Origin of the sequence: Amaricoccus macauensis (genome assembly GCF_014201905.1) — a bacterium.
Taxonomy (GTDB): domain Bacteria; phylum Pseudomonadota; class Alphaproteobacteria; order Rhodobacterales; family Rhodobacteraceae; genus Amaricoccus; species Amaricoccus macauensis.
This window is the reverse complement of record NZ_JACHFM010000002.1, coordinates 144,623-155,538: the sequence shown is the minus strand read 5'-3', so window position 1 is coordinate 155,538 and position 10,916 is coordinate 144,623. Positions and strand designations below refer to the sequence as shown.

13 protein-coding genes are annotated in these 10,916 nt (G+C 69.9%); 8 read left to right on the top strand and 5 right to left on the bottom strand.

What is annotated here, in order from left to right; genetic code table 11:
• Positions 1-461: 461 nt before the first annotated feature.
• From HNP73_RS08320 to HNP73_RS08305, 4 genes are all read left to right on the top strand, one after another.
• Positions 462-1,193 carry a DUF502 domain-containing protein gene (locus HNP73_RS08320; RefSeq protein ID WP_184148221.1) on the top strand — a complete coding sequence of 244 codons (732 nt, stop codon included), beginning with the start codon at positions 462-464 and terminating at the stop codon, positions 1,191-1,193.
• Positions 1,194-1,389: 196 nt separating this feature from the next.
• Positions 1,390-2,607 carry an NAD-dependent epimerase/dehydratase family protein gene (locus HNP73_RS08315; protein ID WP_184148220.1) on the top strand — a complete coding sequence of 406 codons (1,218 nt, stop codon included), beginning with the start codon at positions 1,390-1,392 and terminating at the stop codon, positions 2,605-2,607.
• Positions 2,608-2,652: 45 nt separating this feature from the next.
• Positions 2,653-3,489, top strand: a complete 837-nt coding sequence (locus tag HNP73_RS08310; RefSeq protein WP_184148219.1) for a glycosyltransferase — start codon at positions 2,653-2,655, stop codon at positions 3,487-3,489.
• Positions 3,474-4,274, top strand: coding sequence for an NAD-dependent epimerase/dehydratase family protein (locus HNP73_RS08305; protein ID WP_184148218.1), 801 nt, complete (start codon positions 3,474-3,476; stop codon positions 4,272-4,274). The genes HNP73_RS08310 and HNP73_RS08305 overlap by 16 nt, the downstream gene beginning before the upstream one ends.
• Here HNP73_RS08305 and HNP73_RS08300 read toward each other — a convergent pair.
• Together HNP73_RS08300 and HNP73_RS08295 are read right to left on the bottom strand one after the other, a co-directional pair.
• Positions 4,261-4,962 (bottom strand): NUDIX hydrolase, encoded by a 702-nt coding sequence (locus HNP73_RS08300; protein WP_184148217.1) that lies wholly within the window; start codon positions 4,960-4,962, stop codon positions 4,261-4,263. The two genes, HNP73_RS08305 and HNP73_RS08300, sit on opposite strands and share 14 nt — an antisense overlap.
• A complete protein-coding gene (locus HNP73_RS08295; RefSeq protein ID WP_184148216.1) occupies positions 4,946-5,368 on the bottom strand; it encodes a DUF983 domain-containing protein in 423 nt (140 codons plus the stop codon). Before HNP73_RS08295 ends, HNP73_RS08300 begins: the two co-directional genes overlap by 17 nt.
• Before the next feature lie 111 nt (positions 5,369-5,479).
• Between HNP73_RS08295 and HNP73_RS08290 the strand changes: the two genes are divergently transcribed.
• The 4 genes from HNP73_RS08290 to HNP73_RS08275 all read left to right on the top strand — a co-directional run bounded on the left by HNP73_RS08290 (position 5,480) and on the right by HNP73_RS08275 (position 7,639).
• Positions 5,480-6,070, top strand: coding sequence for an EF-hand domain-containing protein (locus tag HNP73_RS08290; RefSeq protein WP_184148215.1), 591 nt, complete (start codon positions 5,480-5,482; stop codon positions 6,068-6,070).
• Between the two features lie 88 nt (positions 6,071-6,158).
• Entirely contained in the window at positions 6,159-6,737 is a 579-nt protein-coding gene (locus tag HNP73_RS08285) for an RNA polymerase sigma factor (RefSeq protein ID WP_184148214.1), read from the top strand.
• The gene (locus tag HNP73_RS08280) at positions 6,730-7,155 is read left to right on the top strand and encodes a hypothetical protein (protein WP_184148213.1); all 426 of its coding nucleotides are present in this window, start codon (positions 6,730-6,732) and stop codon (positions 7,153-7,155) included. Before HNP73_RS08285 ends, HNP73_RS08280 begins: the two co-directional genes overlap by 8 nt.
• A 4-nt stretch (positions 7,156-7,159) precedes the next feature.
• Positions 7,160-7,639, top strand: a complete 480-nt coding sequence (locus HNP73_RS08275; protein ID WP_184148212.1) for a periplasmic heavy metal sensor — start codon at positions 7,160-7,162, stop codon at positions 7,637-7,639.
• A gap of 4 nt (positions 7,640-7,643) precedes the next feature.
• Here HNP73_RS08275 and upp read toward each other — a convergent pair whose 3' ends face one another.
• From upp to deoA, 3 genes are all read right to left on the bottom strand, one after another.
• Positions 7,644-8,273 (bottom strand): uracil phosphoribosyltransferase, encoded by a 630-nt coding sequence (upp, locus tag HNP73_RS08270; protein WP_184148211.1) that lies wholly within the window; start codon positions 8,271-8,273, stop codon positions 7,644-7,646.
• Between the two features lie 118 nt (positions 8,274-8,391).
• On the bottom strand, positions 8,392-9,609 hold the full coding sequence (locus HNP73_RS08265) for a phosphopentomutase (RefSeq protein ID WP_184150469.1): 1,218 nt from the start codon (positions 9,607-9,609) through the stop codon (positions 8,392-8,394).
• The gene (gene deoA, locus HNP73_RS08260) at positions 9,609-10,916 is read right to left on the bottom strand and encodes a thymidine phosphorylase (protein WP_184148210.1); all 1,308 of its coding nucleotides are present in this window, start codon (positions 10,914-10,916) and stop codon (positions 9,609-9,611) included. The genes HNP73_RS08265 and deoA overlap by 1 nt, the downstream gene beginning before the upstream one ends.

Here is a 10,916-nt window from a genome sequence, read left to right as displayed (position 1 = left end):
CAGAGTGCGTCACCCTCCCGACCAGAGCGCGGCAGGACTCCACGGCTGGCTTCACCGTCGCGCCAGCGTTCGGCCGGACTGCTCGCCCGGATCGCGCCACGCAGGAACTCGGCCGAAAAGAAGAAGGCCGCCTGCGGCGTGGCGCCTTGCGCCTCCGTCCGTGCAAAGGCCCGCGCTACCTGCGTGTAACCCCACAAACCCTGCCAGTCTCACCGTCGAGGCCAGCCGGTCAGTGGATGCGTCTCAGGAGCCAATGCCGCGCCTGCCGTCGCCGCAGCGCACCATCCGATCTGGGCCGGGAGCGTTAACGGCAGTTTCGATCCGGTAAATGGATATAGAATTATCAATATTCATCATATACTTAACCTGTACGCGCAACTTGCGTGCCCCCCTGCGCACCCCGTCTTGTTCCGGTCATCCCCCCGCCATACACTCCGGCCCGCCAAGATCCCGGAGACCCGATGGCCCGCAAACGTCGCCGCCGCACGCCGCGCCCACCGCTGATGCAGCGGCTGAGAAACGACTTCCTCGCCGGCCTCGTCGTCGTGCTGCCGCTGTTTCTGACCGGATACCTGCTCTACTGGACGATCGATTTCGTCGACGCCAAGGTGATCCCGCTCATCCCGCGCGCCTACAACCCGGAGAACGTCTTCGGCCGGAACATCTTCGGCCTCGGCCTGCTCCTCTTCCTGTCCTTCACGACGATCGTCGGTGCCTTCGCGAAGAACCTCGTCGGCAAGTCGGTCCTCGGCTTCGGCGAGCGCATCGTCGAGCGCACCCCGATCGTCCGGCCGATCTACAACGGCCTGAAGCAGATCGCCGAGACGCTGTTCACCCAGACCGGCACCACCTTCGAGGGCGCGTGCCTCGTGGAATACCCCCGCAAGGGCGTCTGGTCGGTCGCCTTCATCTCGAGCCGGGTCCGGACCGAGATCCGCGAGCGCTCGGGCGAGGACGAGCTTGTCTCGATCTTCCTGCCGATGACCCCGAACCCGACCGCCGGGTTCCTCCGCTTCGTTCCCCGCCGCGACATCGTGCTCCTCGACATGAGCCTCGAAGACGCGGCGAAGCTCATCATCTCCGGCGGCCTCGTCACCGAACCCGCGCAATCGGCGTCCTCGCGCGCGCCGCGCGGGAAACCCCCGATCCCCGCACCCGGGCCTGCGCCGACCGGCGGGCCGGCCGAGCGTTGACCTTGCTCAACCCGCGGCAGACGGCGTTCCCTGCGCTGAGTCCGGCCGCTCGAAGGGTTTCGACCCTTTCCGGTGGCCGGTTCGCGCGTCTCGCGCTGGTGCCTTCCCGTCCAACCCGGTAAAGCTCTGGACAGTCGCCGGGCTGTCATGGTCCGGTTGTAGTAGGTTCTGGACGATGGCTGAGGGGATGTCCGGCATGAAGATCGCGGTACTCGGTGGCGACGGTTTCGTTGGCTGGCCCACCTCGCTCCACCTCTCCGACCAGGGCCACGAGGTCCATATTCTCGACAACCTGTCGCGCCGCTGGATCGACACCGAGCTTGGCGTCCAGTCGCTGACGCCCATGGACTCGATCCAGGAGCGCACGCGCATCTGGCATCAGGAGACCGGCCGGCGCATCCGCTTCCACCTGCTCGACCTTGCGAAGGACTACGAGCGGCTGAAGCAGTGGCTCCTCGAGATCCGGCCCGACGCGGTCATCCACTTCGCTGAGCAGCGCGCCGCGCCCTACTCGATGAAGACCGACCGCCACAAGGTCTACACCGTCGACAACAACGTCTCGGCGACCCACAACCTGCTCTCGGCGCTGGTCGAGACCGAGATCGACGCCCATCTCATCCATCTCGGCACCATGGGCGTCTACGGCTATTCCACGGTCGGCGCGGCGATCCCCGAGGGCTACCTGCCGGTCGGCATCGAGACGATCGGCGGCGAGACGGTGGAGCAGGAAATCCTCTACCCGACGCGCCCGGGCTCGATCTACCACATGACCAAGAGCCTCGATCAGATCCTCTTCCAGTTCTACGCCCAGAACGACGGCCTTCGGATCACCGACCTGCATCAGGGCATCGTCTGGGGCACCCACACCGAACAGACCCGCCGCCACGTCCAGCTCGTCAATCGCTTCGACTACGACGGCGACTATGGCACGGTGCTGAACCGCTTCCTGATCCAGGCGGCGATCGGCTATCCGCTCACCGTCCACGGCACCGGCGGCCAGACCCGCGCCTTCATCCACATTCAGGACTCGGTGCGCTGCATCGAACTCGCGCTCAACGACGGGCCGAAGCGCGGCGACCGGGTGAAGATCTTCAACCAGATGACCGAGACCCACCGGGTCCGCGATCTCGCGAACCTGGTCTCGGAACTGACCGGCGCCAAGGTCGCGTGGCTGCCGAACCCGCGCAAGGAGGCGGCCGAGAACGAACTGGTGGTGAAGAACGACCAGTTCCTCGCCCTTGGCCTTGACCCGATCACTCTGCGCGCCGGCTTGCTGGAGGAGGTCGTCGACGTGGCGAAGAAGTACGCCTACCGCGTCGATCGCTCGCGCATCCCCTGCGTCTCGGCGTGGACCCGCGAGATCGCCCAGCGCGTCGAGCGCGATCCGGAGCACCGGGGCCTGAAATCCGCGTGATGCAGGCCGGCATGATGATGGTGCGCGCCCGTTGACGGGGTTGTCATGACGGACGCGCCTCTCCTCGACCGCGCGCCCGGTGGACCCTGCGCCTATGTGACGCTGGTCACCAACGCCGACTATCTTCCCGGCGCCGTGGCGCTGGTGAACTCGCTGCGCCGCACCGGCACCACGGCGGACGTCGTCGTGCTTCACACCGGCGGCGTCGATCCGGCGGCCCTGGCGCCGCTGGCGGAGCGCGGGGCGCGTCTCGCCGTCTGCGGGCTCCTGCCCACGTCGGAGGAGTTCAATCTCGCCCACTCCCGCCGGGCGCAGCACACGCGCGCGCCGTTCACCAAGGGCGAGAAGCCGGCGTTCCACACGCCGCTCGACAACTTTGCCAAGCTCCGCCTCTGGCAGTTGCCCTACGAGCGGGTGGTGTTCCTCGACGCCGATATCATCGTCCTCAGGTCGATCGACCGGCTGTTCGACTACCCGGAATTCTCCGCCGCGCCGAACGTCTACGAGAGTGTCGCCGACTTCCGCCGGCTGAACTCCGGCGTCTTCGCGGCGCGGCCCTCGGGTGCGACCTTTGCGGCGATGCTCGCCCGGCTCGACACGCCCGGCGCTTTCTGGAAGCGCACCGACCAGACGTTTCTCGAGGCGTTCTTCCCCGACTGGCAGGGGCTGCCGGTCTATGACAACCTGCTGCAATACGTCTGGTTCAACCTGCCGGAGCTCTGGGACTGGACGCTCGCCCGCGTCATTCACTTCCAGTACGAGAAGCCGTGGGATCCGGCGAACCCGAAGCGCGGGCAGCTCGCGCCGCTGATCGCGCTCTGGCAGGCGTTCCACGACGACGTGGCCCTCCCCGAGTTGCCAGAGCCATGCACGTCCTCCTGACGGGCGCCGGTGGCGTCGTGGGACGGTTCGTCGCTCCGGCGCTCACCGCCGCCGGGCATCGCGTCACCCGGCTCGGGCGCGCGGGAGACATTCTCTGGACCCTCGACGACCCGGCCCCGTCCCTGCCAGCGGCGGACGCGCTGGTGCATCTCGCGTTCGACCACCTCCCCGGCCGCTACCGTGGCGGCGAGGGGGACGACCCGGAGCGGTTTCGCCGACTGAACCTTGACGGAACCCTGCGGCTTTTTGACGCCGTTGGCCAGGCGCGCATCGTCTTTCTCTCGTCCCGCGCCGTTTACGGCGACCACCGGCGGGGCGAGTTCCTGAAGGAGGCAGACGTGCCCCGGCCCGACTCGCTCTACGGCGAGGTGAAGCTCGCGGCGGAGCAGGCGCTCGGGGCTCGCGGCGCGTCGCTGCGCGCGACCGGGGTCTACGGCGGGGAGCCGGGGAAATGGGACGATCTGGTCGCGAGCTATCTCCGCGGGGAGACCGTCGCGCCCCGGGTGGCGACGGAGATCCACGGCGACGACGTGGCGAGTGCCGTCGTCAGGTTGCTCGCCGCGCCCGAGACCGGCGCATTCAATGCCTCGGACCTCGTCCTCGACCGGCACGACCTGCTTGGCCGGGTGCAGGCGCTGACCGGCTGCCCGCATCCACCGCCGCCGCCCGCCGAAGGGACGGCACCGGGGGTCATGGCGACCTGCCGGCTGAGGCTTACCGGCTGGCGCCCGGGAGGCTGGCCAAGGCTCGATCAGTACCTGGGCGACCGCTTCAGATCGCCTTGAAGCAGGGCCCCGTGGCGGTCTGGTGGAAGAACGGCACCGGCCGGTCCACGAGACCCGACTCGAGCAACGCCTCGATCTCGCCAAGCACCACCTCGGTGATGAAGGGCAGCGACAGATCCCGCGCCGCGGCGAGGTCGAGCCACTGCAGGTGACGCAGCTCGTCGCCGGCGTTGCCGAAATCATCGTCGCGTCCGGAGATGTCGCCGGCATCCGCGAGGAAGAACCGTGCGTCAAATCGGCGCGGCCGCCCCGGCGGGGTGATGGCGCGGAAGACGAAACGCAACGCGGCGCCGTTCGGCACCAACCCTTCCTCGAAGAAGCCCCGCCAGGACGGCGGCACGTCCTGCGCCACCGCGGTGGGATCGGCGCGCCCGAGCATCAGCCCGGTCTCCTCCCAGAGCTCGCGCACCGCCGCGCGCGGCAGCGCGTCGACAAGCTCCGGCCGGGCGTCGACGGCGAGGCGCTCCCGGGTTTCGCGCAGGGCCGGAACGTCGCCTCGCAGCGCGAAGTCGTCGGGATCGACCGCGCCGCCCGGGAAGACGAACTTGTCGGGCATGAAGACGGCCTTGTTGCCGCGCTGACCCATCAGCACCTGCGGCACGGGCCCGGTGCGGCGAACGAGGATGATGGTTGCGGCGTCGCGGATTTGCGGATCGCGGTTCGGCGGAGCGTCAGGTGCCGGGGACAAGTTTCCCGTCCTGCTTGCCGAAGCCGTACATGCGTTTCGCCCACTGCAATCCGACGAACCCGCCCTTCAGCCGTGGCAGGAGATAGAGCGACATGGCGACGAAGACCACCGAGAAGCCGAGCGCCATCACCCACGCCTCGGGCCGGTACTCCACGTAGACGAAGAGCATCAGCGGCGCCATGATATGGCCGGTGATGAGGATCGTCGCCCATGCCGGGCCGTCGTCGGCGCGATGATGGTAGAGTTCGGTCCCGCAATCGGGGCAATCGCGGCGCACCGTCAGGAAGCCATCCATCATTGCGCCCTTGCCACAGGCGGGGCAACGCCGGGACCAGCCACGCCGCATCGCCGTGCGGGCGTCGCGCTCGGGCTCACTGGCGGGGGTCGAGTGACTGCTTTCGATCATGCCTCTTCCTATACCCAAGGATCGGACGAAAAACCAGTCCGAGGCAGCGACGGAATCCCCACGCGGCCACGTTGATAAGAACAGAACGCAGGCAAGACAGGAATTCTCCGAATGGCTCGTATCTCCCACCTCGTCGCCGCGACCGCGCTCGTCGGCGGACTGGCGATCGCCGGCTTCGCTTCCGCCGAGCCGAAGGGCGGATGGCACGACGGCCCGCACGGACGCTCCGGCGGACAGATCGATTTCACCGTGATCGACACGGACGGAGACGGCTCGCTCAGCCGGGCCGAGCTGATGGCGCGCGCGACCGCGCGGATTGCCACCGCCGACACGAACAACGACGCATCGCTCGACCGCGCCGAGCTTGCCGCGGCACTGCCGGGACCGCAGGACGCGCTGGTCGCGATCTTCTCCGCCAGCCCGACCGAGCGGATGGCAGACCGGATCCTCGCCGAGACCGGTGGCACCGAGAGCGGCAGCGTCACGGTGCAGGTGCTGGCCGAGCGGCAGGTGAACATGCTGCTCGCGAAGGCTGACACCGACCGCGATGCGGCGATCTCCCAGGAAGAGGCCGACGCGATCAAGTCGCCCCACCGGTTCGGCCGGGACGGGTTCGGCCACGGCCACGGCGACATGCGCCGGGGCGCGGCCGACGTCGAGCCGGCGCAGCCGGATGCGGCGGCGTCAACCAGCAACGGCTGAGGGGGCGGGCGCGGCCATGATCGGAAGCGCTCGAGCGCCGCGCCGCTGCCACCTGACGGCACTGCCGGGAGGGTGCATACTGCCGCCGATGACACCGATCCGGACCGAAGATGCGGATGATGCGACGCTGCTCGCACGCTACGCCGCGGGCGACCGGGCGGCGGCACGGCTGCTCACGGCCCGGCACGCACCGCGGGTCTTTGCCCTCGCCCGGCGGATGCTCCGCGAGCAGGCCGAGGCCGAGGACGTGACGCAGGAGGCGATGCTCCGGCTCTGGCGCATCGCTTCCGACTGGCAACCCGGGCAGGCGCAGCTCGGCACCTGGCTCTACCGGGTGGCGTCGAACCTTTGCATCGACCGCCTGCGGCGCCGGCGCGAAATCGCCTCCGATGGCATGCCCGAACAGGCGGACGAGGCGCCGGGGGCGCTCGCGCAGATCGAGGCCGACGACCGGGCGGTGGCGCTGCGCGCCGCCCTCGAGACATTGCCGGACCGGCAGCGGCTCGCAGTCGTGCTCCGGCACTTCGAGGAACGCTCGAACCCGGAGATCGCGGAAATCCTCGACACCAGTGTCGAGGCGGTGGAAAGCCTGCTCGGGCGGGCGAGACGGGAGCTCGCGGCGCGCCTTGCGCCGCGTCGGGAAGCACTGGGGTTCAGCGATGGCTGAGAGGAGAGAGCCGTTCGAGGGGACGCGAGAGGAGCTGATCCTCGATCCGTGGTTTGCCGCCCTGCGCGCGGAGCCGGCGGAGCCGCCGCTTGCCTTGCTCTCGGCGATCCTTGCCGATGCCGCCGTGGTTGATGATGCGCGAAACGCTGTCCACGAGCCGACCGCGGTGGTGGCCGAGGCGACGACACCCGCGCCCCTGCCGGCAGCGGATGCCGATGCGCCGCGCCGCCGTCTGAGCGGATGGAAGGCGGCGGTGGCGCTCGCGGCCTGCGCGGCGCTCGGCTTCTGGATCGGCATCGACGGACGGGTGACGGTCGAGGACGGCACGGTCTGGACGGGCGCGCGTGCGGTGGCGGCGGACAGCATGCCGGACGACCCGGTGGGCGCGTTCTTCGACCTTGCATCGGCGGAGGGCTGAGCGGATGCCGTTGCCACGCTGGCGCCGCCGCTGGACCCGCTGGTTGCTCATCGCCTCGCTGGGGCTGAACCTCGCGGCGGTCGGCATCATCGGCGGCGCGATCCTCAAGGGGCCGCCGCCGCCCGATCCCGGCCCCGGCCCGGCGCTCTGGCCGTTTGCCCGCGCCCTGCCCCAGCCCTATCGCAGCGATCTCGGCGAGGCGCTGCGCGCCACGCGCAAGGACTGGAGCGGGCCGCGCGAGACGATGAGCAACCTCTCACGCAACATGGCGACGGCGCTGCGGGCCGACCCGTTCGAGCCGGACGCTGTGCGGGCGCTCTTTGCCTCGCAACTTGACGTCGCGAACCAGCTGGGCGCGCGGAGCACTGACCTGCTGATGACGCAGATCGACCGGATGTCACCGCAGGATCGCGAGGCCTATGCGGCGGAACTGCTGGAGCGACGCGGCCGCAAGGGCCCTCCGGGGCCTCCGTCGAAGCACTGAGACGCTACTTCGTCCCGAACATCCGGTCACCGGCATCGCCGAGGCCCGGGACGATGTAGCCCTTTTCGTTCAGCCGCTTGTCGAGGGCCGCTGTCACGATCGGCACGTCCGGGTGCGCCTCGCGCATCCGCGCGACGCCCTCGGGCGCGGCGAGCAGGCAGAGAAAGCGGATGTCGGCCGCCCCCTTGTCCTTCAGAAGCGAGACCGCCGCGACCGACGAATTGCCGGTGGCGAGCATCGGATCGAGGACGATCGTCACCCGCTCGTCGAGATCGCCCGGCACCTTGTCGTAGTACTTCACCGGCTGCAGCGTCGCCTCGTCGCGGTAAAGTCCGATGAAGCCGACGCGGGCCGATGGGATGAGTTCCAGCACCCCGTCGAGCAGGCCGTTTCCGGCGCGCAGGATCGAGATGAGCGCCAGCTTCTTGCCCTGCAGGACCGGGGCTTCCATCTCGGTCAGCGGCGTCTCGATCGAGGTCATGGTGAGCGGCAGGTCGCGGGTCACCTCATAGGCAAGCAAGAGCGAGATCTCGCGCAGGAGGCCGCGGAAGCCCGCTGTCGAGGTCTCCCGGTCCCGCATGATGGTGAGCTTGTGCTGCACGAGGGGGTGCGTGACGATGGTCAGGTGCTGCATGGCTTCGCTCGCATTTGGGTTTCAGGCAGGCAAACAGGGGCTTATCGGCGATCTGGTCCGCGAGATCGCGAGTCGCGGGCCTTTCGCGGGCCGAGGCACGCTTCGATCGCGGGGCGCGTCATGCCTTGTGGCCCAGAAAGTCCCGCCCGTGCCGCCCCGCCGGGATCCCGAGGTGCGCGGCCACGGTCTCCGCCACGTCGGCGAAGCCCACGAGCCCCGCGCCGCCGGGTGCAAGCCCCGGTGCCGCCACAAGCACCGGCACCCGCTCGCGCGTGTGGTCGGTGCCGACCCACGTCGGATCGTTGCCATGGTCGGCGGTGATGATGAGCAGGTCGCCCGGCCGCAGCCGCCGGGTCACTTCCGGCAACCGCGCGTCAAACGCCTCGAGCGCGCGGGCGTACCCCGAGACGTCGCGGGGATGGCCCCAGAGCGTATCGAAATCCACGTAGTTCGCGAAGACCAGGTCGCCGTCGCCGGCCGTGTCGATCGCCGCAAGCGTCGCGTCGAGCAGCGCCATGTCGTCCTTGCCCTTCGCGAGCGTCGAAAGCCCCCTGTGCGCGAAGATGTCGCCGATCTTGCCGATCGCGTGCGTTTGCCCGCGCGCCGCCTGCACCCGATCGAGGATCGTCGGCTCGGGCGGCGGGATCGCGAGATCGCGCCGGTTCGCGGTGCGGCGGAAGCTTTCTGCAGTCTCGCCGACGAACGGCCGCGCGATCACCCGGCCGACGCGCATGGGATGAACGATCTCGGCCGCGATCCGGCAGACCTCGTAGAGCCGATCCAGCCCGAAATGCGTCTCGTGCGCCGCGATCTGCAACACGCTGTCGGCGGAGGTGTAGAGGATCGGCTTGCCGCTCGCGATGTGCGCCTCGCCGAACGCTCGCAAGACCGGCATTCCGGAGGAGTGCGCGTTGCAGAGCGTTCCCGGCAGACCGGCGCGCGCGATGAGCGACTCGGTCACCTCGGGCGGGATCGCCGGGTCGGTCCTCGGGAAGTAGTGCCAGTCCCAGGGCACCGGCACGCCCGCGAGCTCCCAGTGGCCAGACGGCGTGTCCTTGCCGCGCGAGACCTCGGTCGCCGCCGCCCAGACACCGGTGAGCGGCGCGTCGAGTTCCGGCAGATCGAGCCCGGAGGCGGCGTGGATCGCTCGCCCGAGCCCGAGCGCCGCGAGGTTCGGCAGGTGGAGCGGGCCGGAGCGGCCCTCCTCGGCCCGGCCCTCCCGGCAGGCGATCGCGATGTGGCCGAGCGTGTTCGCACCCGCGTCGCCGAAGTCGGCCGCGTCCGGCGCGCCGCCGCAGCCGACGGAGTCGAGAACGAGGAGAAACGCCCGCGCCATCATCCGAGCCGGTCGAGGACGAGCGGCCCATCCTCGGGGGGCGTGTCGTCGAGGCGGTAAGCGGCGCGGACCCGCGCCACCGCCGCGGCCAGCGCGTCCTCGGAGGCGGCGTGCACCCGGGCGAGCGGCGTGTCGGGATCGACGGCGAGCCCGAGGCCCGCCAGCGTCTCGAGCCCGACGGCGTGGTCGATGGTGTCCGTCGCGCGGCGTCGTCCGCCACCGAGTTCGACGACGGCGAGGCCGAGGCCGCGGGTGTCGATGCCCGCGACGAAGCCGTCGCGGCCGGCCATGACGTCGGCGACATGCGGCGCCCGGGCAAGATGGCTCTCGAAGCGGTCGAGAAAATCGGTCGGGCCACCCAAGGCTGCCACCATGCGGTCGAACCGCTCGGCGGCGGCGCCGGACTCGAAGGCCATCGCCATGCGGTCGGCGCCGTCCTCCGCGTCGCGGGCGATGCCGGAGAGCGCGAGCAGTTCCGCTCCGAGCGCTATCGTCACATCCCAGAGCCGGCTGTCGATGGCATCGCCACGCAGGAAGCGCGCGGCGTTCGCCATTTCGAGCGCATTGCCGGCAGCACTCGCCAGCGGCTCGTTCATGTCGGTGATGAGCGCCCGCGTGCGGCACCCGGCACCGTTCGCCACGTCGGTCAGGCTCGTGGCGAGCGCCAGCGCGTCGTCGCGGCTCGCCATGAAGGCGCCCGTCCCCACCTTCACGTCGAGCACCAGCGCGTCGAGCCCGGCCGCGAGCTTCTTCGACAGGATCGAGGCGGTGATGAGGTCGATCGACTCCACCGTGCCGGTCACGTCGCGGATGGCATAGAGCCGGCGGTCGGCGGGGGCGATGTCTGGCGTCTGGCCGATGATGGCGCATCCCACATCCGCGACCACCCGGCGGAACGTCGCCTCGTCGGGCTGCGTCACATAGCCCGGGATAGCGTCGAACTTGTCGAGCGTCCCGCCGGTGTGCCCGAGCCCACGGCCGGAGATCATCGGCACGTAGGCGCCGCAGGCGGCGAGTGCCGGGGCGAGCATGAGCGAGACGTTGTCGCCGACGCCGCCCGTGGAGTGCTTGTCGACGACGGGCCCGGGCAGGTCCCAGTGGAGCACACGCCCGCTGTCGCGCATGGCGAGCGTCAAGGCCACGCGCTCGTCGATGTCGAGGCCGCGCAAGAGGATCGCCATGGCGAGGGCCGCCACCTGCCCCTCGCTGATCGTCTCATCGGTCAGGCCGCGGACGAAGAAGCGGATCTCGTCGTCCGTCAGCCGGCGGCCGTCGCGCTTGGCGATGATGATTTCCTGCGGCAGCAC